The organism is Paracidovorax konjaci, assembly GCF_900112675.1.
GTDB lineage: Bacteria > Pseudomonadota > Gammaproteobacteria > Burkholderiales > Burkholderiaceae_C > Paracidovorax > Paracidovorax konjaci.
Genome location: NZ_FOMQ01000003.1, coordinates 57,773 through 79,314, shown reverse-complemented (window position 1 = coordinate 79,314; position 21,542 = coordinate 57,773). Strand labels below are relative to the sequence as shown.

At 59.4% G+C, this 21,542-nt stretch carries 23 protein-coding genes and 1 pseudogene; 10 read left to right on the top strand and 14 right to left on the bottom strand.

The genetic code is table 11. The annotated features are described in order from the left end of the window. Positions 1 to 253 precede the first annotated feature (253 nt). Positions 254 to 766 carry a hypothetical protein gene (locus BM144_RS22600; protein ID WP_139225642.1) on the top strand — a complete coding sequence of 171 codons (513 nt, stop codon included), beginning with the start codon at positions 254 to 256 and terminating at the stop codon, positions 764 to 766. A 249-nt stretch (positions 767 to 1,015) separates the two neighbouring features. On the opposite strand, the gene BM144_RS23080 is transcribed toward BM144_RS22600, so the two are convergent. From BM144_RS23080 to BM144_RS04895, 4 genes are all read right to left on the bottom strand, one after another. Continuing rightward, a complete protein-coding gene (locus BM144_RS23080; RefSeq protein WP_175525953.1) occupies positions 1,016 to 1,174 on the bottom strand; it encodes a hypothetical protein in 159 nt (52 codons plus the stop codon). 110 nt (positions 1,175 to 1,284) lie between these two features. After that, a complete protein-coding gene (locus tag BM144_RS23710; RefSeq protein WP_353615069.1) occupies positions 1,285 to 1,446 on the bottom strand; it encodes a hypothetical protein in 162 nt (53 codons plus the stop codon). Continuing rightward, positions 1,425 to 2,300 carry a S1 family peptidase gene (locus BM144_RS04900; protein WP_092950195.1) on the bottom strand — a complete coding sequence of 292 codons (876 nt, stop codon included), beginning with the start codon at positions 2,298 to 2,300 and terminating at the stop codon, positions 1,425 to 1,427. Before BM144_RS04900 ends, BM144_RS23710 begins: the two co-directional genes overlap by 22 nt. 91 nt (positions 2,301 to 2,391) lie before the next feature. After that, positions 2,392 to 2,748 carry a helix-turn-helix domain-containing protein gene (locus tag BM144_RS04895; RefSeq protein WP_092950194.1) on the bottom strand — a complete coding sequence of 119 codons (357 nt, stop codon included), beginning with the start codon at positions 2,746 to 2,748 and terminating at the stop codon, positions 2,392 to 2,394. 36 nt (positions 2,749 to 2,784) lie between these two features. On the opposite strand from BM144_RS04895, the gene BM144_RS04890 reads away from it, so the two are divergent. From BM144_RS04890 to BM144_RS22585, 5 genes are all read left to right on the top strand, one after another. Continuing rightward, on the top strand, positions 2,785 to 3,609 hold the full coding sequence (locus BM144_RS04890; RefSeq protein ID WP_245783539.1) for a zinc metalloprotease: 825 nt from the start codon (positions 2,785 to 2,787) through the stop codon (positions 3,607 to 3,609). Between the two features lie 182 nt (positions 3,610 to 3,791). Then, positions 3,792 to 4,088 (top strand): hypothetical protein, encoded by a 297-nt coding sequence (locus tag BM144_RS04885; RefSeq protein ID WP_139225641.1) that lies wholly within the window; start codon positions 3,792 to 3,794, stop codon positions 4,086 to 4,088. 115 nt (positions 4,089 to 4,203) lie between these two features. Then, positions 4,204 to 4,497: a hypothetical protein gene (locus BM144_RS04880; RefSeq protein WP_139225640.1), complete on the top strand. Its 294-nt coding sequence runs from the start codon at positions 4,204 to 4,206 to the stop codon at positions 4,495 to 4,497. Between the two features lie 55 nt (positions 4,498 to 4,552). Next, positions 4,553 to 4,753 (top strand): hypothetical protein, encoded by a 201-nt coding sequence (locus tag BM144_RS22590; protein WP_139225639.1) that lies wholly within the window; start codon positions 4,553 to 4,555, stop codon positions 4,751 to 4,753. A 215-nt stretch (positions 4,754 to 4,968) separates the two neighbouring features. Next, positions 4,969 to 5,940: a hypothetical protein gene (locus BM144_RS22585; RefSeq protein ID WP_139225638.1), complete on the top strand. Its 972-nt coding sequence runs from the start codon at positions 4,969 to 4,971 to the stop codon at positions 5,938 to 5,940. 290 nt (positions 5,941 to 6,230) lie between these two features. Here BM144_RS22585 and BM144_RS04875 read toward each other — a convergent pair whose 3' ends face one another. The 8 genes from BM144_RS04875 to BM144_RS04855 all read right to left on the bottom strand — a co-directional run bounded on the left by BM144_RS04875 (position 6,231) and on the right by BM144_RS04855 (position 13,494). Continuing rightward, complete coding sequence (locus BM144_RS04875) at positions 6,231 to 7,223, bottom strand: replication initiation protein (RefSeq protein ID WP_092950190.1); 993 nt, start codon at positions 7,221 to 7,223, stop codon at positions 6,231 to 6,233. 211 nt (positions 7,224 to 7,434) lie between these two features. After that, a complete protein-coding gene (locus BM144_RS22580; protein WP_139225637.1) occupies positions 7,435 to 8,097 on the bottom strand; it encodes a hypothetical protein in 663 nt (220 codons plus the stop codon). A 165-nt stretch (positions 8,098 to 8,262) separates the two neighbouring features. Then, entirely contained in the window at positions 8,263 to 8,766 is a 504-nt protein-coding gene (locus BM144_RS22575; RefSeq protein ID WP_139225636.1) for a hypothetical protein, read from the bottom strand. Continuing rightward, a complete protein-coding gene (locus tag BM144_RS04870) occupies positions 8,767 to 9,687 on the bottom strand; it encodes a hypothetical protein (RefSeq protein WP_092950189.1) in 921 nt (306 codons plus the stop codon). It lies immediately after the preceding gene. A gap of 181 nt (positions 9,688 to 9,868) precedes the next feature. After that, complete coding sequence (locus tag BM144_RS22570) at positions 9,869 to 10,345, bottom strand: hypothetical protein (protein ID WP_139225635.1); 477 nt, start codon at positions 10,343 to 10,345, stop codon at positions 9,869 to 9,871. Between the two features lie 106 nt (positions 10,346 to 10,451). Next, positions 10,452 to 10,859: a helix-turn-helix transcriptional regulator gene (locus BM144_RS22565; RefSeq protein ID WP_139225634.1), complete on the bottom strand. Its 408-nt coding sequence runs from the start codon at positions 10,857 to 10,859 to the stop codon at positions 10,452 to 10,454. Between the two features lie 279 nt (positions 10,860 to 11,138). After that, positions 11,139 to 12,791, bottom strand: coding sequence for a rhodanese-like domain-containing protein (locus BM144_RS04860; protein ID WP_092950187.1), 1,653 nt, complete (start codon positions 12,789 to 12,791; stop codon positions 11,139 to 11,141). A gap of 52 nt (positions 12,792 to 12,843) precedes the next feature. Beyond that, complete coding sequence (locus tag BM144_RS04855; protein WP_092950186.1) at positions 12,844 to 13,494, bottom strand: cysteine dioxygenase family protein; 651 nt, start codon at positions 13,492 to 13,494, stop codon at positions 12,844 to 12,846. Between the two features lie 215 nt (positions 13,495 to 13,709). Between BM144_RS04855 and BM144_RS04850 the strand changes: the two genes are divergently transcribed. After that, positions 13,710 to 14,816 (top strand): LLM class flavin-dependent oxidoreductase, encoded by a 1,107-nt coding sequence (locus BM144_RS04850; RefSeq protein WP_092950185.1) that lies wholly within the window; start codon positions 13,710 to 13,712, stop codon positions 14,814 to 14,816. A gap of 98 nt (positions 14,817 to 14,914) precedes the next feature. On the opposite strand, the pseudogene BM144_RS23385 reads toward BM144_RS04850, so the two are convergent. Beyond that, positions 14,915 to 15,043: pseudogene (locus BM144_RS23385) on the bottom strand (quinone oxidoreductase); the annotation flags it as partial. Further along, a complete protein-coding gene (locus BM144_RS04845) occupies positions 15,036 to 16,010 on the bottom strand; it encodes a LysR family transcriptional regulator (RefSeq protein ID WP_092950473.1) in 975 nt (324 codons plus the stop codon). The pseudogene BM144_RS23385 and the gene BM144_RS04845, both read right to left, overlap by 8 nt. A 96-nt stretch (positions 16,011 to 16,106) precedes the next feature. On the opposite strand from BM144_RS04845, the gene BM144_RS04840 reads away from it, so the two are divergent. The 3 genes from BM144_RS04840 (at position 16,107) to BM144_RS04830 (ending at position 21,198) form a co-directional block, all read left to right on the top strand. Then, positions 16,107 to 17,348 (top strand): MFS transporter, encoded by a 1,242-nt coding sequence (locus BM144_RS04840; RefSeq protein ID WP_092950184.1) that lies wholly within the window; start codon positions 16,107 to 16,109, stop codon positions 17,346 to 17,348. A gap of 412 nt (positions 17,349 to 17,760) precedes the next feature. Beyond that, the gene (locus BM144_RS04835; protein WP_434802646.1) at positions 17,761 to 18,753 is read left to right on the top strand and encodes an ABC transporter substrate-binding protein; all 993 of its coding nucleotides are present in this window, start codon (positions 17,761 to 17,763) and stop codon (positions 18,751 to 18,753) included. Between the two features lie 372 nt (positions 18,754 to 19,125). After that, a complete protein-coding gene (locus tag BM144_RS04830) occupies positions 19,126 to 21,198 on the top strand; it encodes a hybrid sensor histidine kinase/response regulator (RefSeq protein ID WP_092950183.1) in 2,073 nt (690 codons plus the stop codon). Positions 21,199 to 21,542 lie beyond the last annotated feature (344 nt).

Here is a 21,542-nt window from a genome sequence, read left to right as displayed (position 1 = left end):
GTATCTCAGATGGGTGTCTGTGGTTGCGAAATTTCCTATCGCCTCTTGTGTTGACTCGATTTTCTTTCAAACTTACTCCCCTGTACCAGTCGATGCTGCGAAAAAATCAGGGTGATCGATACGCTATCGGAGATCCACTATTGGTGGAAAGATTGATTTTTGGTTTGCATGCGCTAGGGTAGAAAAAGCGCAGGAGGACCAGCAATGAAGAATGGTTTATACAACGAAGGCGGAATAAGGCTGTGGTATTTCAATGATCAACTCCATCGTGAAGATGGACCAGCTTGCATTGAAGAAGACGGAACCCAATCTTGGTATTTTCAAGGCCAACTACATCACCAAGATGGGCCCGCCGTCATTTGGGGAGAGGGGCGGTGAAGAATGGTGGCAATTTGGTGTGCGGCACCGCACAGATGGCCCTGCCGTCATGAACGCAGACGGTAGCTGTCGCTGGTATCTGAAGGGCAGGCTGCACCGTGTTGACGGGCCGGCGATTGAAGCGGCCAGCGGTGCTGCGGCTTGGTATCAGCGGGGGCAACTACACCGCGATGATGGGCCTGCTGTAGAAGGTGCGGACGGCACCAGGGAGTGGTATTTGCGTGCTATCAAACTCTCTGAAGAAGAGTTCAACGAGGCGCACGGTATCAAGCCAATACTTAAAACCGCACCTCAAAAGCCCAAACATGCAGTTAAGCGGGATATCTTGTCGCTTAGGGAGAAATATCTCAACAGCGACGGAGCGTCGGGAATCAAGATCAGGTGGTGAGGTGCTTGCCGCCTGCTTCATAGCTATCGGAGGGAAGGTCAAGCCTTCCACTGGCGTAATGCCAAGGTAGAACGGCACCTAAGAATTATTGGGTGCTTTCCACTTGTCTATGTTGTCGATGCCTAAGTCTTGATCAAGCAGAAATATTGTTAATTTGATTTCAAACATGACTGTGGATTGTAGCCTGCATAAGCAAGACAATAAAAAAGCACCCGAAGGTGCTTCTTAGTGATTTGTCTGTGCTGAGATTCACTTACGGATAGAAATGATGGCGTCTGCCTGCTCTGATGAGAGCCCCCTGTTACTTGGAGGATCTTGCTCTTTGTAGAGGGGCTGATTTTTGATCCATTGCGATAAGACTTTTTCTTGGTTGTTGGTCAATGGCTTGCTCTGGTTGGTGACTTGCATAGGTTGCTTGAAGTTCAGAAGCGTTGTTCACTATACCCGTTGTGGCAATATTCGTGGCTCCGCGCCATTCACGTTATATGGGAATTATGTCTAGGAGGTCGGCCAAGCGACTACTGCCAATTCTCGAGCGGAAGCGTGATAGGACAACCGAGTTCCTGGATTGCACTGTCAAGAATCGATGCAGATATTCCTGCATGAAATGGTTGCTTGAGTGGGTCGTTCTCAGATAGTTCTCTCGAAACTATCCCAACTACATGGCCATCTTCCGAAATAATTGGCCCGCCACTATTTCCGGGGCGTGCAATGGCAGAAAAGAGAAAAAACTTTCCATTTTGAATGATCTTATCTCCTCTACTGATACCTCGCCACCCTGCATAACCAATGACGCTTCTCTAGAAAGAGGAATTCTCGGGTAGCCAAATGTATAAACGCGCTCTCCAATACTGGGATCTTTGAAGTTTAAACCTTGCACTACTTGCAAATCCCGATCAACTTCAATGATTGCCACATCAACAGAGTGGTGTGGTATTTGTTTAATTATTTTGAATTCTTTACCATTTGAATTTTGGTCTAGGTCGACTTGCATGTCGTTTACTACATGCGCACAAGTCATTAGCCAGCGTGGAGCAATAGCTATGGCAGTTCCCGCATGACGATCGCCATTTTCAGTAGCGCCGGTAATTTGATATGTTCCATTTTTATAAGCCCAGTGAAGGAAAGAGGGGCCTAAAGCACGGCCCAGAAATAGAGCCCCTGATTTTTCTTTCTCTGTCATTTCTCGGAATGTATAGTAAATGCTCCCGAGAAAAGGGCTTTGCCCGCAGCCCTGGTAAGAAAGAAATCCTGAGCGATCAAGGGATCGGAGCAATTCATCAATGCGTTGATAGTGACGGTTTGGATCGGTTAATATGCTTTCAGGAAGAACACCTGGTACGCTAAGGAATCTCACGAAATCCATTCCAGAAAATGGTCTTGTAGATTTTTTGCCTGCTTCCATTCCTAGTTTTACGCAATTTTCCTCATAATTCAATGGTGAAAAGAAACGCAGCGCTGCAAGTGCAATAGAAATGCGTTGTCCAATGCTTAGTGGTTCGAGTCTCTGAAATCTGGATGAGATAGGGCTCATGATTTGATGTTGGTTTTAAAATATTCCTGAAATTTTTGGATAACTACGTTTTATTGGATTGCGGTTATGAGCGATAAAAATAGTAAGGTTTTTACAGTCTATCCTTCAATCTAGCTGCAATCTTCTGTACTACCTCAACAATCATGGCTCTGTCGGCTTCTGGAAGGGTATGAAGAATCTGAGAGATCAGCTCGGCCTGGTCGCTGGTCCTCGTGCTGCTGGCAATCAGTAGCTCATCGATGCCGCACTCATAGATTTCGGCCAACTCTGCCAGACGCTGCACCGTGGGCATGGTGATCCCTCGCTCCATGCGGGACACAGCCTCTGTGCCGATATGAAGGGCTTCCGATACTTGGTCTTGGGTCATGCCCTTAGCTTCTCTGCGCTGGGCAAGCGTGCGCCCGATGCTTTTGAATAGCTCTCCGTGTTGGTTGTTCTCAGGGCTCATGCTCACTCCAAGTTCTCTGACAACCCCAATGGTTGTTTGTCAACCTTCAAAGATGAACATGCGTTAGAGTTGTGTATCAACCTGAAAAGTCTGGTTGGTGCCCAAAGTTCTCTAACGAAAGTAGCAAAGATGCATCTCGGTCTGAAGCTGGCAGCAGCCAGCGTCTTGGTGATGAGCCTGGTGGCATGTGGTGGGGGAGGAAGCGACGGCAGCGCAGAATCTGCACAGCCCACCGGAGAGGACAACGCGGCGGCCTCCGATGCGCAAGTCGCGGCCTATGTGAAATCCAGCAACATTGACTTCTTGCCGGGCAACCGGCCTGCTGGCACATGGCGCTGGTCTGGAACCCCTGCCCAGAAGGTTGCCGTGTATGCGCCAGTTCCTGCTACGGCCACTGAGCAAGACTACGCGGCCAAGGTTCGCACCTCCATTGCCCAGATCAACGCAAAGCTCTCTGGCTCCTTGGTCATGGAGGCTACCGACACCCTGCCTGCGAGTGGCAACTTCATCCGTGTGAGCTATGGCACCTCGTATGTGCCAGTGGGTTCCACGAACTATGCAGGCTTCTGCGCGAACGTGGCTACCGGCCCCAACGTCGGCAATCCAACTCAGCCAGACAACCAGAACGGCATTGGCTCCAGTCCTGTCTATGTGAATCTGGGCAATGGCCGCTGCGATGTGACCCAAGACGTCGTGACCCACGAGTTCGGCCATGCCCTTGGCCTTGCCTACCACTTTGACGGTTTCGGCGGTGACGGCCCAGCTAGCTCTACTGCCTTCTGGGACGTTTTAGCTACCTTGTACGGCAACCCGCAATCCACCGTGGCTAGCAATCTAGCTGTGAAGCGTGCAGCCAAGTAACTGCCGGTTCATGTAGACAAGCCAATCAAGAAAGCGAGATAGAAATGGGTATCCAATGTCCCAAGTGCGGCAGCGACCATGTGCAGTCCGTCCGTGTCATTCTGGATAGCGGCACCTCCCTTAGTTCTGGCACGGTGACGGGGGTGGGTCTGGGGAGTGGTGCGACAGGCTACGTGGGCACCATGAACGGTGTGAGCCAGACCAGTCTTGCGCAGCGCTTCAGCCCTCCGAAGAAGCCGGCGCTCTGGGCTGTGTTTGCTCTGGGCGTGCTGCCTCTGGTGAGTTCGCCGTGGCTTGCGGCCAGCGGTCCTGACGCGATCTTCCGCTACATGAACTTGGCACTCTGGGCTGTATTTGCACATGCAGTCTGGAGCTATCGCAGGAAGTCGGCAGTCTACAAAGTGGAGTTCCCCAAATGGAAGGCTCTGTATGACAGCGGCTTCTTCTGCCACCGCTGCGGTCACACCTTCTTGAGCTGATCAAGACGCCCCCATAGAATGGGGGCAACTTATTGAGGAAAAGAGATGCTGCAAAAGAGCTTCTGCCAGAACCTTGCTGGGGTGCGAATATGTACTAGCACCACACATGGACATCATGACCATCTATCTGGCATTTTTTGAAGCCCACGTTGATCCACTTTTTCGCAAGGACACCAACAAGACAATTGGCGACACGCTGATCGCTTTGGCATATCCTAACTTGATTATTATCGGCCCACCGCCCCAGTTTGCGGACCTGATCATTGATGTGAATAAAGAGGGCTTGGTGATTGAGCCTGACAAGTACCCACTCTATCAGTTCTTGGAAGAGAATCCTGAATTCTGCGAATCAATGATTCTTCGACATGCAGGCTTGAGGGAAATTTTTGAAGAATGGATGAAGAAATGAAAAAAGCACCTTCGGGTGCTTTTTTTATTGATAATTGCGAGGTGAGTTAGATGTGATGAAGAAAGATGTTCAGGAATGCAATCAGAAGTGCAGAGCGAAATATGCTAACTGGAGTGAGTCAAAATTGAGGGAAAGGCTTTTGGCTCTTGATATTAAAGAGAGCCCATTTGCGATGGGTAATATCACCAAAGAAGAATTGATAACGAAAATATGTGCAGTTGAATGCGGTGTTATTGAGCAGGGCTGGAGGGCTTGACATTCATTACTTGCATGGTAGATGTAGGTAATGATAAAATTTTTGTGTCGATTGCCTCTGGTGCTCTGGATGTGGCTTGTCAGACGTGAGTGGAAGCCACGCTATTTCTTGTTTTTGGAGCATTGCCCACCTGAGCATATGGAGGGAATGATTCGCTTGGCAAGAGAAAGAATGTACTTTTCTCGCCGTTGTCCTGAAATATGGGGACTTCCTGAGTGGATGATGAGGCTCTATACAAAGTCGTTGAGCTAAGAATACTGGTATGGCGATTTTTATTTCAATCACTCCAATGTGAAGGTTTAAATATGAACTTAAAAATTTCTCGCTGCACTGCTGCTCCTGCCAATCGGATCTTCTTGATAGATTTCCTGAAGGATGGTGACCTTCAGACAGGAAGAGGGAAGCATGAAAAGGTTAGAGATGAAATTTTGGCTCTAATGCCTGAGCAAGCTCCATTCATTTCAAAGCAGGTTTTTCTTCGTAGCGCAAAAACCTTGAATGAGCTATCCGAACTGTTCAAACTCATCGAGCAGGAGTGCAATGCCACGACATCGCCGCTGATTTTCTTTGAAGGCCATGGCGACAAGCAGCGAGGGCTTGAGCTGCCTTCTGGTGAGTTTCTAAGCTGGACTGACTTCAATGCTGCGCTGGAGACGATCACGATTGCTGCGGCAGGGCATTCCACAGTCGTAGCATCGTTCTGCCATTCAATGGCTGCTGTTGCTCGGCCTGCCTTGGAAAAACCCCTTCCAACCCCTTTCTACTATGGCTACGCAGATGAGGTGCCAGCCGGAGTCGTTGAAGAAGAAGGCGCGAGAATTATTGAGGAGCTACTTAAGACGGGTGCGTTTATCGAATCGGGAAAGAGCATCCAGCACTTCTCCGAATACGACCACGTTGAGATGCTGATTGCTCCTGTGTTAATGAAATTTCTACACCCTCAAAAAGTTTTTGATAAATTCCCTGGATTGTCAAAGGGAAATCTTCGAAAATTGCTGCATGCAGAGGTTGGAAGAGACTTTGGAACCACTAAAGGTTTGAACAAGGTTCTGGCTCAGACACTTGATCCACGAATCCTGGTGAGGTCAATCGTGGAAGGTGCAATGCATGCTACTGAAAGAAGAACTAGATTGTTGACGGAGATTTTGAGTGGGATTGAGTTGGAGATGAAAAATATTCATCTTTGAAAAATGCTTCCTAAGCGTCGTGCGCCAATTTTTCTTTATCTTCTTGCTTTGGTCCTGCGGACAGCTCTTTCTTTGATGATGCCCTGTCGGGATCAGGAATTCAGGTTGGAAGTCCTTTGGAATTCTGGTTGCTGGGATAACCCATAAATGGGTATATATCTGATAGCACCAAAATGATCATATAGTTGATTTTTCAACTAAGTACATCGTCAAGAGAATTAAATAAGAGTACATCAGCAAAGAAAGACTATTTGCGAAAGCAAATAAATTTCCTTCGCCGCTTTTAATGTTCACTTCTTATAAAGTCCAAGCTGGGTATCTACTTCGTTCCATAGTCTTCGAACTGTGGGCAATGACACGTCAGCACGGATCGCTACAGATTGCTGCGTGACAGGAGTGCCTGCTGCCTTCAAGGCAATCGCTGCTTGAAGGACTGCTTCCTTGGTGGACTGCTTGGCAGAGTTGTTGGCATGTGCATAGGAAGCTCCAGCAGCCTGCTTGGCCTTCTTGGACATGTCCGCTGGTAGTTGCATGACCCCACGGTTCTTCTGCTGCCCTATGGTGGCCCTGTGCCTCCATGTCCAAGTGCCAACAGATCTGGCCGTGGAGAGCACTTCTTTGGCGGGGAGAGTGCCTTTGTCGCAGTCAAGGAAGGCTCCATTGAGGGAGAGTGCCTTGGCGTCCACATCTTGCTGAAAAAGCTCATAGGAACCCTGCTGCAAGACGTCTCGGTAGGCCCAGTGCCTCAAAGTGTGGAAGAGGGTGGTGTTTCGGCCCCCTGGTGACTCTATGAGGCGCTGCTTGTGCTTATGGCCCCTGAGATCGACTCCCCACTCCTTGAAGTCTTCCAGGTCGTACCTGGCTGGGTGGTGGATGAGGCGCCAGTGGGGGTGGAGAGGGTTTTTGACGAAGTGACCGACGTAGCCTAGATCGGCCCCTAGCATGTTGGTGAGAGCTATGTCTGTGGCCTCAAAGAATTTCTGTGGGGCTCTGCGGGCTTTCTCTGTGTAATAGACAGGGGTGTTCAACTCATAGAGATAGTGGCAATGGGCATTCTCTGGATTGACCATGATAAAGGTCGGGGGTGGGAGGCCAATGCTGTCCCAGAAGTAGGCTGCACCAGGTCTGTCTATGTCTAAGGCAATGTATTTCTTATAGGACTGGGGAAGCTCTACATACAAGTGCCTCAGAGCCTTGTCTTTCTTCCTGAATTTGCACCCATACTGAAAATCGTCTGTGCTTCTCACCTTGTCAGGTAGAGAGGTTATAAAACTGGTCAACATAAATATCCTTTATTTTCTTGCGAAATTCAGGAATTAAATGCAAACCCTTGACAATTAGATTTAAATGCGTTTAAATATTCTCATCAGGTATGGCCCTCTAAAGCTCATTTTCTTCCTGAATTTCTAAATGCCTCTAGCTTCCAACTGGAGGCATTTTCGTTTCTTCTGTATCTTTTACGAAATTTATTAGAGAAAGTCAAATCTTGTATTTTCATTTGTTGCACTGTCTCAGTTGAATTATCTGTTGTTGATATTCTGATGAAATTCGCTTAAGTTGTGCAATTTTTGGCGCATTGAGGTGGCCAAAGACTGAGTTGTCTCTTTCAAGTTCTGAAATGTGGTTTTCTGCAAGTTCTTTATTTTTCTCAATCTCTTTTAGCTCATTTCTTTTTTCTAACATGGGAGCGTATATTGCAATGATGGATTTCAGTCTGGCATTGCCGTTTTTTAATTCCTCATTCTCTTTATTGCAGCTATCTAAAGCCTGCTTGAGATCGTTGGAGTTCTGAAGGGCTTGGTTGATATTGAGCTGCAAAGTGGTAGCTTTTGCCCTTTCTTCGGTCAAAGCCTTTTTCCATTCTGGGATCGCGTTTTCGAAATCCTTGAGTATGGATATTTCTTTTTTGAGATCAAAAATCTGGGCGTCTTTTTGTTTTAAGGCTAGGGCGGAACTCTCTAGCTTGCCGTCTTGTTTTTGAGCAATTGATTTTAAATTGTCAATTTCATTTTTATATTGATTTGTTACTGCAATTCGGTCTGCAAATAAAATTTTGTCTGCAACAAAATACATTGCCCCTGCCGTTATGCATGCAGAGCAGATAGCTATGCTCCACTCTTTTGAGATGCCGATAAATCCAATCAAGTTATTTAACATTCAATCTCTTTGTCATTGTTTTGAATTTATTATGCTAATTTCTTATTTCGGGTGTAAACACACTAATGCGTGTTTGTTTTGAATGATATGGGCATTAAATCTAGGAATAAGCTGCCCTCTTGAATTTTTCCAACCTCTGGGGGCAGTTCAATCCGCGGCGATTCGCTACTTTGTTTCCTGAGCTTGCTGCAAAACCCAGGCTCTATCTTTCCCTCGCACGCACCATTCTGGATTCTTGACCCAGTCGTTGAACCACATGGTTGGGTGACCTTGTAGCTCATTACATTTCGAGTATCCAAGCTTTGGCATGTAATGATATTGTGCCAATGTCAAAATAGGCATACCAACGATCATAAATACAGCAATAGCAAAGATATTTATATTAAGCAATTTCACAAGGAAGCCGATTCCTCTCCAATTTACAGGAATTGCTTTTAATATAGAAATAAATGGCACGAGAATCCACAAAGGCATCGCAACAATAAACCCAGGAAAAACAACCGATGTTCTCACAACAGGCGCTCCCGACTCAATATCATGCATTATTCCAAAAAATTCTGGCACTCCAAATGAGAAAGTAATAGCCAACAAAAAGAAATTCACCGGGATGCCCAGCCACATCGCTTTTCGAACCTTCAACACTTCATGGCGATTAATGCCTTCAGACAATTAATATCTCCTGCATATGGGGCAAAGCCAATGGACCAAATCTTGACTTATTTTACGTTCATTATTTTCAATGGCATTTTTGGCGCCATTTATCCAAGACTCTGATTTTTCATCTACCCAGTATAAACCTTGTTTAGTATTCTCAGGCAATCTCTTCAATGCCCAAATAACTTTGGACTTTATTTGATATTCGTCGTCCTTGCTATTTAAATAAGTTCCTGCAATAAATGCAGCGATACCCATTATCACAAGAGGTGCGATTGCAACCGCAGTGACAGAACCAACAAATGTGCCCGCCACATAAGCAACCAGACCTCCAAGCCCCCCTTTTACTGCTTCTACACCGATACCTCCTACAAGGTCATACATGGTTTTTTCATTGTTGAAAATGAAATCTATGACCTCTATACCGGTGGAAACAACCACACCAAGAATAAAACCGCCAATCGCAATTCCCTTTAAACTCTGAACACCAAGTCCAAACTTCATCATCAATGGATTGGTGGCTAAGTATCTTGTCCCAGTAAGGGCTCCGCTACGGCGAGCAGCATAGCCCTTGATAATTATGTAAGTTCCAGTAGAAGTGCTCTTCACATAACTCGTAATGCCTGCCATGCCAATGGCATTTAATGTCTTCGTTATGGCAATAACGTCATTGGCACTTTGTGCAGTAGGACCTACCCAGGGCTGAGAAGCATTGGGGCTAAAAGTCCCCACCCAGTATTTTCCAAATGAAGTATTCGCAAGAATAGTTCGTATAGTATTTTCAAGCCGTGGATTATTCTTTGTCTTGTCTTCCAAGATACTGAAATACTGAGGAAATGTGAGAACAAGCACATCGGCTTGATTGTTCTCCATGGATTTGGCAAGTTCTTGCCCGTAGCTCATGGTGTAGAACGTTGCAGCGAGATCGGCAGACATCTTCCCTCCGTTATTAAAGAGGCAAGATTCTCTCACTACTGCCTTGATAGCCACTACCTAATGAATGGTTGAGTTGCATCAAATCGCAACTCATTTCATGACTTGCTATGAAATAAATTTTATTTATTCAACCCATAATTAAAAAGCACCCTGGAGGGTGCTTTTGCTAAGGAAGAAGCGTTTAGGCCGCTTTGAATTCGGCTTCAGTGATCTCGCCCAGTTGTTCCTTGGTGGGAACCTTGCCTTCGCGGCTGGACAGCTTCTTGAGGAAGTTGAGCTTGGTGACCTTATCGGTGGGATTAACCAGCCATGCATCCACAGACTTGCCAGATTTGTAGGTGGTGAAAGCGCCTTCCAGTTCCAAGAACTTGGGAGGGTGTGCGAGCCACACACCATTCAGGCCAATGTCGTGCATGGACTTGAGAGGCTTGGTCATGACGCGGGTGCCACCGCTGCTTGCCTTGTTGCTGCTGGTAGCACGTGGAGCCGGCGTGGACTGAAAGCCCAATTCGTCAGCCGTGAAGCTGAAGAGCTTAATCTGCTCTTGAACACTAGCGAGCGCAGCGGGACGCTCTGCTTCCAGTTGTGCGGCAACCATGTCTTCAAATTCCTTGCGCTTGGCAAGAATGTCAGCAAGTGTCAGTTTCTTTTCAGCCATCAATGTTTCTCCAGGATAGAGTAGTGTGCAGTTGCCTGTTCTCAACAAGATTTTACATAGTTTTTGCTTGTTGATGGTTGTACTCTATGGCGATAAAAAGGTAGCGTCAACTAGCTTTTCCTTTATTTTGATAAGCTAGCTCCTGTCGTAGTAGTACACGTTCTTCCAAAGATTGAGAAAAGGCATGAATCAAGAAGATATGCGATAGATCTTGAACTGGTGCCTTGGCCTTAGAAGGCTTCTTCTTGACGATGGGGACGGGTGCTTCCTGATGAACTTCTTTGGAAGGTGTGCTTTCACCATTCAACAAGAAGTCAGCCACATCGTAGATTGAATAGTAGACCAGCCTTCCAATGTTCTTGAAGGGAATGGGAAACCGGCCTTCCGTCCTGAGCTTCGACTGCTGCTTGGTTGAGATACCAAGTAGTTCTTCCAGTTGTGTTGGATTTAGCAGAAGCTTGCTTCCAGCAGTCAAGTAGATCTGCTCTATGAAGTCTATATCAGTCAATTTCATATGATTTTGACTGTTGTGGCAAGCAACAAAAAACCCACCTCCTAGCGGAGCACGCTAGACTAGGTGGGTCAGTTCAGTGGGTCAGTTTGAAGACTGTAGTTTTGAGGTGAAATCTCAAAAAGTCTTTTGAAATCAATGGCTTGCGAGTGTTGTTCTTTGGTTTGAAATCCTACCATTGAACTACACCCGCATGGGCCGCCATTGCAGCGGCCGGAAGGGATTCTATCCGTACTTTGGCGGCGGTTTCCGCGAAGGCGCGCGCATCGGCCGCTGCGGCGGTCAGACCGCGGTGAAGGCGTGCGTTCCGTCGCGCTCCAGTTGGGCGATGAGGCCGAACTCCCAGTCCAGGTAGGCCTGCATGGCTTCGCGGGGCGCGTCCGTGCCTTCGTAGGGGCGGCGGTAGCGGTCGGTGCGCGGCGACGCCAGGCGCGCCTCGCCGTGGTCGAGGGGCAGGCCGGTGTCGATCCAGGCCTGCGTGCCGCCTTCCAGCACCGATACGGGCGCGCCCGTCCAGCGGGCCACGTCCTGCGCCGCATAGCGGGCCAGGAAGCCGGTGCCGCAGGTCAGCACGTACCGGTCCGCGCGCGGGATGGCCGCCAGCGCGGCCGGCAGGGCCGAGCGTAGCGCGAACCACGCGCCCGGGATGTGGCGCTGCACGTAGCGCGCGCTGGCCGTGAAATCCAGCACGGCCACGTTCGCGGCGCCGGCGGCCGCGGTGGCGGTGGCGGCGCCACCTTCATCGGGCAGGCCCAGCCAACGTGCCAGTTGCCGGGGCGAGACCCAGTTGAGCGGGCCGGCGGGCTCGGGCGCCAGCGGGAGCGGCGAGCCGCTCTCGGTGCGGGCGGCATCCACGGCGTCGTCCCACACCCAGGCCTCCCAGCCCATCTGCGCGAGCCACGAGGCGGTCATGTCGGCGCGCGTGGCGTCCTCGCCGTCCACCAGCACGATGCGGGCGCCGCGCACGGGCGCGGTGTGGTCGGTCTCCTGCACCAGTTGCCCGCCGGGCACGTTGCGCCAGCCCGGCACGTGGCCCTGGACATATTCCTCGGGGGTGCGCACGTCGATGCGGTAGGTGGTGCGCTGGCCTGCCTCGGCGGCGAAGCGCTGCAGGTCGGCGGCCCTGGCGCGGCGCACGCCCGCGCGGTCGGCCACGGCGCGCGCGCGGATCGCGGCATCGGCGCGCGCGGCGCCATCCACCGGCCCGGGCCGCCGTGCGGCGCCGTGCTCCAGCGCCTGCCCCGCGAGCAGCCAGCCGATGGTGCCGTTGCGCAGTGCAGCCACCGGGTTGGGGATACCGGCGTTCACCAGCGACTGCGTGCCGATGATGCTGCGCGTGCGGCCCGCGCAGTTCACGATGATGCGCGTGGCGGGATCGGGCGCAAGCGACCGGGCGCGCAGCACGAGTTCGGCGCCCGGCACGCTGGTGCTGCCGGGGATGTTCATGGTCTGGTATTCGTCGAAGCGGCGCGCGTCGAGCACCACCACGTCGGCGCGTTCGTCGAGCAGCGCCCTGACCTCCAGCGCGGAGAGCGAGGGCGTGTGCCGCCGGTCCTCCAGCCATTCGCCGAAGGCCTTGCTCGGCACGTTCACGTCGATGAAGGGTTCGCCGCCGGCGTCCTTCCAGCCCTGCAGGCCGCCGGCCAGTTCCGATACCTCGGTGTAGCCCAGGCGGCGCAGCGCCTGCACGGCCTGCGCCGCGAGGCCTTCGCCGTCGTCGTACACCACGATGGGCGTGGAGCGCCGCGGGATGCGCGCCCAGGCTTCCACCTCGATGCGGCCCAGGGGCAGGTTGGCCGCGAAGAGCGGATGGCCCTGCGCGAACGGCGCTTCCTCGCGCACGTCGAGCAGCGCGATCTCGGTGCGGGCGCGCAGGGCCTGCAGGACGGTGCCGGGGGCGGTCACGGCACGGGAGGGGGTGAGCAGGGCGGTCATGGAATGGAGTCGCGGATGCGGATGCAGGGGAGGGTGGGCGGCGGGCGGTCCGTCATGCGGTGGCCTGGGCTGCGGGCGGTGGCGTCGCGGCCGGCGCCCACCACAGGTTGGGCAGCGCCGCATTGCTGTAGCCCGAGACGAAGGGCTTGCGGCCGCCCTCCGGCGGGTACACCGACCGGTGCACGTTGCCGATGTTGGCGCCATACACGTGGATGCTGACCGAGACCGCGTCGGTGAACGCATTGCCCACGCGGTGCACGTCGCCGATGCGCGGCGAGACGGCCTCGACATCGCCGGGCCGCAGCCGGTGCGAGGGGCCGCTGGGCTGCCAGCGGCCTTCGGCGTCCTGCGCGAAGCCCTGGGCATCCTCGCCGCCGCGCAGCATGCCGATCAGGCCCCACACGGTGTGGTCGTGGATGGGCGTGGACTGCCCCGGCCCCCAGACGAAGCTCACCACCGAGAAGCGGTCGAGCGCATCGGCGTGCAGCAGGTACTGCTGGTAGCGCGCCGGGTCGGGCCGGGCGTAATCGGCCGGCAGCCAGCCGTCCTGCGCGACCAGTTCGGCCAGCAGGGCGCTGCCGTGCCGGATCACTTCGGGCTCGGCGGGGCGGGTGTCGATGAGCTGCGTGAACCGCTGCACGAAACGCCGCAGCGGCCCGATGTCTGCCGCGGCCGGGGGCGCGTGGGGCGTCGAAGAAACCATGGGCCGATTGCAGCAGCCCGCCGCGCCGCACGGTACTGACGGTTTCGCATATGCATCGGCGGTTTTGTTCTTTCTCCACCGATTGCGCCGGAAAGCGCAGTTGCTCAGGCGTTTTCCTTCGTTGCCGGCTGCGGCGCCGCAGGGGGACCATGGCCGCCCGTCTTCCCCTTTCCCCGCCATGCACCGGCCCGCGAGGGCCCACACAAGGAGTCCGCATGCCCGCCCAGTTCATCGGAATGATCCAGCCGCACGAAGTGTCCGAAACCATCGTCCGGCAGGGGCCGGCGGTGGATACCGCCTATGTGCGAGCCTTCGCCCAGGCGCACGAACACGCGGGGTTCGACCGCATCCTGGTGCCTGCCAGTGCCACCAGCCCCGATACCGTGCTGACCGTGGCCTATGCCGCGGCGGCCACCGAGCGCATCCATTTCCTGCTGGCGCACCGGCCCGGCTTCGTGGCGCCGACGCTGGCCGCGCGCCAGTTCGCCACGCTGGACCACTACAGCGGCGGCCGGCTGGCCGTGCACACCATCACGGGCGGCTCCGACGAAGACCAGCGGCGCGATGGCGACTTTCTCTCGCACGACGAGCGCTATGCGCGCACCGACGAGTACCTGGGGCTGCTGCGTCGCGTCTGGACCGAGGACCGGCCTTTCGACCACGAGGGCGCGCACTACCGCGTGCAGGGCGCATGGTCGGAGGTCAAGCCGCTGCAGCCCGGCGGGGTGCCGCTGTATTTCGGCGGGGCCTCCGAGCCCGCGCTGCGCGTGGCCGGCCGCCATGCCGATGTCTACGCGCTCTGGGGCGAATCGCTGGCCCAGGCCGGGGACCTGGTGCGCCGCGTGCGCGCCGAGGCGGCCGGGCATGGCCGGAGCCCGGGGTTCAGCATTTCCTTCCGCCCGATCCTGGGGCGCACCGAGGGCGAGGCCTGGGACCGGGCGGGGGAGATCCTGGAGACCACGCGGCGCCTGAAGGTGCAGCAGGGCTACACGCGGGGCACGGGGCCGCAGCAGAGCGAGGGCGCGCGCCGTCTGCTGTCCGATGCGGCGCTGGGCGACCGCGTGGACGAAAGGCTCTGGACGGCGATCGCGCGCGAGAACGGCGGGCGCTCCAACTCGACCTCGCTCGTGGGCACGCCCGACCAGGTGGCCGACGCGCTGCTCAAGTACTACGACCTGGGCATCACCACCTTCCTGCTGCGCGGGTTCGACCCGCTGGTCGATGCGGTCCTCTATGGCCGTGAACTGCTGCCGCGCGTGCGCGAGCGGGTGGCGGAGCGGGACCGCTCGGCGCAAGGGCGGGCGGCGCTCAAGGTGGCCTGAGCCGGGCGGCCGGTGGTCGTCGGGCCCCTCGCCGGGCTCGCCGTACCAGGGCTCCCGGTTCGCGAACCACGCCACCACCCATTCGCGGGGGCGGCCATCCGCGCACGCTCCTGGTACCGGGCCGCCGTGGCCGTGCGCGCGGCCAGCGAGGGCCGCGTGAGGTACAGCGAGCCTTTGGCATTGAGCGTGCCCACGTCGACGGGCGCCGGAGCCCCCGCCTCACACCCGCATGCCGGCGATCGAAGGAATCGCTTCCCGCAGGGTCTCCAGGAAAGCGCGCAGCCGTGCGGGTGGGTGCCGGGTGGGCGGGTAGACCAGATGCACGGGCAGGGCGGCGGCGAGCCAGCCCGGCACGATGTGCACGAGCCGCCCGGCGGCCAGGTCGTCCTGCACCACCCAGGCCGACACCAGCGCCACCCCGAGACCGGCCAGGGCCGCGTTGCGCAGCGCATAGAGGCTGTCGGTCGCCATGCGCGGCTGGATGGGAAGGGTCTCCGCGCCGTTGGCGCTGCCCGCGCGCAAGGGCGGCGCTCCGCCCTCCGCGGGGTGGAGCACCACTTCGCGCAGGTAGTAGGTGCGCAGCGCGAGCCAGGGCAGGGCCAGCAATGCCCGCGGATGCGCCGGGGCGCCGCCGTGCCGCTCCAGCAGGGCGGGCGAGGCCACCACGATGCGGGGCACCTCGGCGATGCGCTGGGCGATCACGGACGGGTCCGCCACGGGGCCGACCTGCACGGCGCAGTCGAGCCCCTCGGCGATGAAGTCCGGCTGGCGGTCGTGCAGCAGCCATTCCACCGACACGTCGGGATAGCGCCGCAGGTAGGCCGTGAGGGGCACGATCAACTGGTCCTGCCCGAAGGCGTGCGGCGCCTGCACGCGCAGGGTGCCGCGCGGCGTGTCCTGCGCACCGCGCAGGTCCGACTCCATCGCCCGCCAGTTGCCGAGCAGCTCTTTCGCATGGGCGAGGCAGCGCTCGCCGTCTTCGGTGAGCTTCATCCCATGGGTGGAGCGCTGCAGCAGGCGCAGGCCCAGCCCGCGCTCCAGCGTCTGCAGGCGCCGGCTCACGGTGGGCTGGGTCGTGGCCAGTTGCTGCGCCGCGGCCGAGAGGCTGCCGCTCTCCACGATGCGCACGAAGGTCTGCAGCAGTTCGATGCGGTCCGTGCCCGAGGGCAGGGTGGGGGCGGCGGTCGTGGTCATGCGCATAGCGTATGACAGATCTGCGCCGCAGGCCACTACCGCAGCGCAGTGAAGCGCACGACACTGCGGACCATTCTTTCGTCTCCAAGGTTCGCGATGGCTTCCATTCAAGAAACGCATACAGCCGGCCCGGCGCAGCCCACAGGTGCCGCTGCGGGCGAAGTGCCCGCCTCCCTGGTGCTGCTGCTGGCCACCACGGCCGGGGTGAGCGTGGCATCGCTCTACTACAGCCAGCCCATGCTGGGCGTGCTGGGACCGGACATCCATGCGGCAGAGCGCACCGTGGGTTTCGTGCCCACCCTCACGCAACTGGGCTACGCGCTCGGCATCCTGCTGCTCGCCCCGCTGGGCGACCGCTACGACCGCCGCCGCATCATCCTCGCCAAGGCGGCGGCGCTGGCCGTGGCGCTGCTGGCGAGCGCCGTGGCGCCGGGCATCGGTGCGCTGCTGGCCGCCAGCCTGGCGGTGGGCCTGGCCGCCACGCTGGCACAGGACGTGGTGCCCGCCGCCGCCACGGTGGCGCTCGCGCACCAGCGCGGCAAGGTCGTGGGCACGGTGATGACCGGGCTGCTGCTGGGCATCCTGCTGTCGCGCGTGGTGAGCGGGCTGGGCGCGGCGCATTTCGGCTGGCGCGCGGTGTACGGCGCGGCTGCGGTGGCCGTCGCACTGCTGGGCGTGGCGGCCTGGCGGGGGCTGCCGCGCTTCGCGCCGACCACGCACCTGGGCTACGGCGCGTTGCTGGCATCGATGGGATCCCTCTGGCGCGCCCAGCAGCCGCTGCGCCGCGCCGCGCTCGCGCAGGGCCTGCTGTCGGTGGCCTTCAGCGCCTTCTGGTCCACGCTGGCGGTGATGCTGCACAGCCAGTTCCACTGGGGCAGCGCCGCGGCCGGGGCGTTCGGCCTGGCCGGAGCGGCAGGCGCCCTGGCCGCGCCGCTGGCCGGCCGGCTGGCCGACCGCAGCGGGCCGGAGCGGGTGACGCGCCTGGGCGCCGGGCTCGCGCTCGTGTCGTTCGCGCTCCTGGCCGCCGCGCAATGGCTGCCCGCCTGGGCGCAACTGGGCCTGCTGGTGGTCAGCGCCATCGGCTTCGATTTCGGCATCCAGGCCACGCTGGTCGCGCACCAGACCCTGGTCTACGGGCTCGACCCTGCCGCGCGCAGCCGACTGAACGCGCTGCTGTTCACCGGCGTATTCATCGGCATGGCCGCAGGCTCGGCCCTGGGCGCCGTGGCCCTGTCGCAGTGGGGCTGGATGGGCGTGGTGGCGCTGGCCACGCTGGCCTGTGCCGCAGCCCTCGCGGTGCGCATGGCGGCCGGCGGCAGGCCATCCGCCGCGCACTGAAGCTGCCGCCGCGCCGGGCGGCCGGCGCCCTGCGGCACGGCGCCGCCGGCCCGGAACGGGGCCGCATGTGCACAGACGTTTTTCTTCGTTGGAGGGCCGGGGCGCGGTCCGTAAGGTGGCGCCATGCCTGCAGCCACCGTTCCCATCCGCTTCGCCGGCCCCTCCACCGCGCCCGTACCGGCAATGCAGTACGTCCGGCGCGGCGGGCAGGGCCGTCCGGACGCTTTCCTTCCGGAGCCATTGGTGCGCCGGCGGGTCGGCGGCGCGGCGCCGGACCGGCCCGGTCGGCGGGCACGGAGCCTTCCTGTCCACGGGGCACGGCATTGCGCCGCCCCCGTGGGCGGGCTTTGCTCCGGCGCGGCTCCAGGGCCGTGCCTTCCGTTTTTTTCCCCCTCCCACCCCGAAAGCCAGGATGACCATGCAACGCCGTGATTTCCAACGCCTCTGGATGGCGACCGCCTGCTCCGCCGCGGCCGCGTCGCTGCTCTCGCCGGCGCTCTCGCACGCGCAGACGGGCCGGAACCCATCGGCCGGCCGCACGGTGCTGCGCGCAGGCGACCAGAAGGGCGGCCTGCGCGCGCTGCTCGAAGCCTCGGGCGAGCTGCGCCAGCCGCTGCCGTACGACATCCAGTGGAGCGAGTTCCCGGCCGCGGCGCCGCTGGCCGAGGCGCTCAACGCCGATGCGGTGGATTTCGGGCCCATCGGCGATGCGCCGCTGCTCTTCACGCTGGCCGCCGGCAGCGGGGTGAAGGCCTTCGCGGCCAACCGCTCCGACCCGTACGGCACGGCCGTGCTCGTGCGGCCGGATGCGCCGTACCGCTCCGCGGCGGACCTCAAGGGGCTGCGCATCGCGACCAATCGCGGCTCGATCGGCCACTTCGTGGCGCTGAAGGCGCTGGAATCGGCGGGCCTGGGCCCGCAGGACGCGCAGATCCGCTTCATCCCGCCGGCCGAGGCCAAGCTCGCGCTCACGCAGGGCGCGGTGGATGCCTGGGCCACCTGGGAGCCCTACACCGCGCTGGCGGAAACCAGCGGCCATGCGCGGGTGCTCGTGAGCGGCCGGGGGCTGTCGAGCGGGCTCAGCTTCCTGGCGGCCACCGACAAGGCGCTGGCGACCCGGCGCGACGCGCTGGCCGACTTCAAGGCCCGCGTGGAGCGCGCGCAGCGCTGGTCGTACCGCAACGCGCAGCCGTTCGGCGAGACGCTGGCGCGCATCATCGGCATCCCGGCCGAGGCAGCGCGGCTGCAGTTCGAGCGGCGCGCCACGCGCTGGCTGCCCATCGACGCGGCCGTGCTGGCCGACCAGCAGCGCACGGCCGATTTCTACCTCTCGGCCGGGCTGCTGCGGCGCCGCCTCGACGTGCAGCAGACCTTCGACACCCGCTTCAGCGCGCCCGAGGCCTGACGCCGGGCGGCAGAAGCGGCGCGGCGCCGCCATTCAGGTGCCGCGGCGGCCGCCCAGCACGTGGTTGGATGCCGAACCGGCCTGATGCCGCTGCATTCTGGTCATTTGTTGCTATAAAAAGCATAGCGATCGTTGCCAAGGCCGCCCGCCAGCCCGTGCGCTGCGGGGCGCATCGGCCGCAGCCTTTCATTTCCGCACATCGGAACGTGCCACCGGTGCGAGGGGTCGCATGCCCCCGGAGCGGCCCGGGGGTGCGCAGCGTGTCATCATGCGGGCGGACCCGGTGCAGGCCGCAGCCCCTCGGGCCGGCACCGGGTCCGTCCGTCGCGGTACCGGTGCGCCACCGGTCCGTCTTCCCACGCGTTGTCTGCCATGGCCGTCCCTTTCCGCACGCCCTCCACCTTTCCCCACACCGCCAGCGAGATGAGCGAGCGCGTGCGAGAGCACGACTGGGCCGCGACCCCGCTCGGCCCCATCGCGGGGTGGCCCGAGGTGCTGCGCGTGGCGGCCCAGATGGTGCTGGCCTCCCAGTTCCCGAAATGCCTGGTCTGGGGCCCCGCGATGACGGCGATCTACAACGACGCCTTCCGGGCCATCTTGGGCGGCAAGCCCGACGTGCTGGGTCTTCCTTTCTATGAGATCTGGGCCGAGGCCTGGGAGACGGTGGGGCCGATCGCCGAGCGCGCGCTGGCGGGCGAATCGATGTACTACGAAGACTTTCCGCTCGTGGTGCGCCGCGGCGGCCAGGACGAGCAGGCCTATTTCACCTTTTGCTACAGCCCCGTCCACGACGGCGCCGGCAACGTGGCGGGCTTCATGGACACGGTGATCGAGACCACCGGCAAATTCACGGCGCAGCAGCGCCTGAAGGAGTTGGCCTCCTCCCTGGAGCAGCAGGTGGCCGACCGCACGGCCGATCGCAACCGGCTCTGGCTGCTGTCGGACGCGATGCTCGTGGTGGCCCGGCTGGACGGCACCATCGCCGCCGTCAACCCTGCCTGGCAGGCCACGCTGGGCTATTCGGAAGACGAGACGCTGGGCCGGCGCGTGCTGTCCTTCCTGCATGGCGAAGAGGCCACGCGGGCGCCGCACGACGTGCAGCGCCTGGCCGAGGCCGCCCAGCGGCACCAGGCCACGCTGTGCTTTCGCCACAAGAGCGGGGCCCACCGCTGGATCGACTGGACGGCCGTGCCCGGCGATGGCTTCGTGCAGGCCGTCGGCCGCGACGTGACCGACGAGCGCGCCCGCACCGAGGCGCTGCTGCAGTCGCAGGACCGGGTGCGGCACAGCCAGAAGATGGAGGCGATCGGCCAGCTCACGGGCGGCATCGCGCACGACTTCAACAACATGCTGCAGGGCGTCGTGCTGCCCCTGCAGCTCATCGGCCAGCGCCATGCGCGCGGCCAGATGGACGACATTCCCCGCTATGTGGAGGCCGGTCTGTCCTCGGCACGCCGAGCGGCCGCGCTCACCCAGCGCCTGCTGGCGTTCTCGCGGCGCCAGCCGCTCGACGTGCGGCCCGTGGACGTGGGCGGATCGATCCGCAGCCTGGAGTCCATGCTGCGCAACACCTGCGGCGAGAACATCTCGCTGGCCGTCGAGATACCGGCCGAGCTGTGGCCCGTGCTCACCGATGCCCACCAGCTCGAGAGCGCCGTGCTCAACCTGGCCATCAACGCGCGCGACGCCATGCCCGAAGGCGGCGAGCTGCGCATCAACGGCGACAACCTGCCGGACGGCGGCCCCGGCCTCACGGCGCAGGAGCGCGAGGCGATGGGCCTGCCGGCGGGCGAACTGGTGCGGGTGCAGGTCTGCGACACCGGGCACGGCATGTCCAAGGAAGTGCTGGAACTGGCCTTCGACCCGTTCTTCACGACCAAGCCGCTGGGGCAGGGCACGGGCCTGGGCCTGTCGATGATCTACGGCTACATGCGCCAGTCGGGCGGCGCCGTGGCCATCGACAGCACCGTGGGCGAGGGCACCTGCGTCTCGCTCTATTTCCCGCGGTCGCAGCAGGTCGTGGCCGAAGACGTGCCCGAAGGCCTGGAGAGCGCCGCGGCCGACAAGCGCCCCGATTCCATCCTCGTGGTGGAAGACGACGCCACCGTGCGCGAATTCGTCTGCGAGCTGTTGCGCGACCTGGGGTTCCAGGTGATGTCGGCGGGCTCTGGGGCGGAAGGCATGGCGATGCTCTCGGGCGCGCTCCACTTCGACCTGCTGGTGTCGGACGTGGGGCTTCCGGGGCCCAACGGCCGGCAGGTGGCCGACTTCGCGCGCGAGCGCCTGCCGCAGATCCACGTGTTGCTCATGACCGGCTACGCCGAGCAGGCGGCCATGGACCCCAGCTTCCTGGTGGCCCACCAGATGGAACTCATCGTCAAGCCGTTCGATGCGCAGGCGCTGGTGCACAAGGTGCTGGGCATGGTGGGCTCACCCAAGGGTTGAAGCCAAAACGCGCCCATGCCGCCGTATCCATTCAATAGTTTGCTATAAATACAATAGCAAAATGCGCATTCGGGCGAGCGGCCCGGACCTGCGCGCTCGCACGTTCATAACCATGGCGTCTTAGCATCCAATCCCTGGTTCGTTGGCATCGGCCGGTACAGCCCGTACAGTCGCGCACTCGCCGGCGTTGGTTGCCGTGAGACGGCCCGGGCCACCGGCCCGGCGGCGCCCGCGCCCGCTGCGCTGCCTGCGGGCGCCCGGCTCCCGCCGTCCGTCCCTCCCGCCTTTCTCTTCTTTTTTCTTCTTCTTTTCTCCAGAACCGCCGCGCCCCACGCCGGGCGCGA

What these genes read in the sequence shown, in the direction of transcription:
- BM144_RS22600 (WP_139225642.1), top strand. Translation starts at nt 254, where the DNA reads ATGATCAACTCCATCGTGAAGATGGACCAGCTTGCATTGAAGAAGACG.
- BM144_RS23080 (WP_175525953.1), bottom strand. Translation starts at nt 1,174, where the DNA reads ATGCAAGTCACCAACCAGAGCAAGCCATTGACCAACAACCAAGAAAAA.
- BM144_RS04900 (WP_092950195.1), bottom strand. Translation starts at nt 2,300, where the DNA reads ATGAGCCCTATCTCATCCAGATTTCAGAGACTCGAACCACTAAGCATT.
- BM144_RS04895 (WP_092950194.1), bottom strand. Translation starts at nt 2,748, where the DNA reads ATGAGCCCTGAGAACAACCAACACGGAGAGCTATTCAAAAGCATCGGG.
- BM144_RS04885 (WP_139225641.1), top strand. Translation starts at nt 3,792, where the DNA reads ATGAACGGTGTGAGCCAGACCAGTCTTGCGCAGCGCTTCAGCCCTCCG.
- BM144_RS04880 (WP_139225640.1), top strand. Translation starts at nt 4,204, where the DNA reads ATGACCATCTATCTGGCATTTTTTGAAGCCCACGTTGATCCACTTTTT.
- BM144_RS22590 (WP_139225639.1), top strand. Translation starts at nt 4,553, where the DNA reads ATGAAGAAAGATGTTCAGGAATGCAATCAGAAGTGCAGAGCGAAATAT.
- BM144_RS04875 (WP_092950190.1), bottom strand. Translation starts at nt 7,223, where the DNA reads ATGTTGACCAGTTTTATAACCTCTCTACCTGACAAGGTGAGAAGCACA.
- BM144_RS22580 (WP_139225637.1), bottom strand. Translation starts at nt 8,097, where the DNA reads ATGTTAAATAACTTGATTGGATTTATCGGCATCTCAAAAGAGTGGAGC.
- BM144_RS04870 (WP_092950189.1), bottom strand. Translation starts at nt 9,687, where the DNA reads ATGTCTGCCGATCTCGCTGCAACGTTCTACACCATGAGCTACGGGCAA.
- BM144_RS22570 (WP_139225635.1), bottom strand. Translation starts at nt 10,345, where the DNA reads ATGGCTGAAAAGAAACTGACACTTGCTGACATTCTTGCCAAGCGCAAG.
- BM144_RS22565 (WP_139225634.1), bottom strand. Translation starts at nt 10,859, where the DNA reads ATGAAATTGACTGATATAGACTTCATAGAGCAGATCTACTTGACTGCT.
- BM144_RS04860 (WP_092950187.1), bottom strand. Translation starts at nt 12,791, where the DNA reads ATGACCGCCCTGCTCACCCCCTCCCGTGCCGTGACCGCCCCCGGCACC.
- BM144_RS04855 (WP_092950186.1), bottom strand. Translation starts at nt 13,494, where the DNA reads ATGGTTTCTTCGACGCCCCACGCGCCCCCGGCCGCGGCAGACATCGGG.
- BM144_RS04850 (WP_092950185.1), top strand. Translation starts at nt 13,710, where the DNA reads ATGCCCGCCCAGTTCATCGGAATGATCCAGCCGCACGAAGTGTCCGAA.
- BM144_RS04845 (WP_092950473.1), bottom strand. Translation starts at nt 16,010, where the DNA reads ATGACCACGACCGCCGCCCCCACCCTGCCCTCGGGCACGGACCGCATC.
- BM144_RS04840 (WP_092950184.1), top strand. Translation starts at nt 16,107, where the DNA reads ATGGCTTCCATTCAAGAAACGCATACAGCCGGCCCGGCGCAGCCCACA.
- BM144_RS04835 (WP_434802646.1), top strand. Translation starts at nt 17,761, where the DNA reads ATGACCATGCAACGCCGTGATTTCCAACGCCTCTGGATGGCGACCGCC.
- BM144_RS04830 (WP_092950183.1), top strand. Translation starts at nt 19,126, where the DNA reads ATGGCCGTCCCTTTCCGCACGCCCTCCACCTTTCCCCACACCGCCAGC.